The organism is Streptomyces synnematoformans (assembly GCF_039531005.1).
Lineage (GTDB): Bacteria > Actinomycetota > Actinomycetes > Streptomycetales > Streptomycetaceae > Streptomyces > Streptomyces synnematoformans.
Genome location: NZ_BAAAPF010000743.1, coordinates 1 through 698 on the forward strand (window position 1 = coordinate 1; position 698 = coordinate 698).

General features: G+C 74.1%; 1 protein-coding gene. It reads right to left on the reverse strand.

From position 1 onward, the window contains the following. Positions 1 to 462: hypothetical protein (locus ABD317_RS37460; protein ID WP_344296609.1), on the reverse strand; the 462-nt coding region annotated here is incomplete at its 3' end. Positions 463 to 698: the final 236 nt, after the last annotated feature.

A 698-nucleotide genomic window follows, 5' to 3' on the forward strand; every position in this document is an offset into this window, starting at 1 on the left:
AGCAGCAGCGGGCGGAAGGCGGAGACCGCGGCGGCGCAGCCAGACGGCGGCGGCCAGGCCGACGCCGACGTGCGCGGCGAGCAGCAGCCACGGGCTGGCGGCGGTGCCCGCGAGGGCCTCGCCGCGGGCGGTCATCCGGGCCAGCGGGGCGCCGAACTCGCCGGAGCAGAGCAGGTCGAGTCCCAGCGAGCGCAGGGAGCCGGCGACGGGGCCGCCGGACTGGCCGTAGCAGGTGTGCTGGCCGGTGGTGAAGGCGGTGTCGGCCGCCAGCTCCAGCGGCACGAGCAGGGCCGCGATGCCCCAGAAGCCGCGCTCGCGGCGGCCGGCCAGCAGGAAGGCGACGGCGAAGACGCCGGCGGAGAGCACGGCCAGCATGCCGAGGGGCAGGGGGTTGGCGGACAGCAGCACGTGGGCGCCCGCGGACAGGCTGATGCACAGCGCGGTGAAGACCGCCGCGCGCATCGCCCTGATCGTTACGGCCGCATGTTCCATCAGCGCGATTCTGCCATGACGGACGGTAAACCGCGGCTAAAGGGGGGGGACCGGTTCCGGTCCCGGCCGGATCCCCGCGGTGTCAGTGCGGGGTCCTAGACTTCCCACCGTCCTGCCCGGGCCCTCGCGCCCACCGTCTGCTGGAGGTCCTCCGCCGTGGCCAAGCCGCCTTTTACGCATCTGCATGTGCACACGCAGTATTCGCT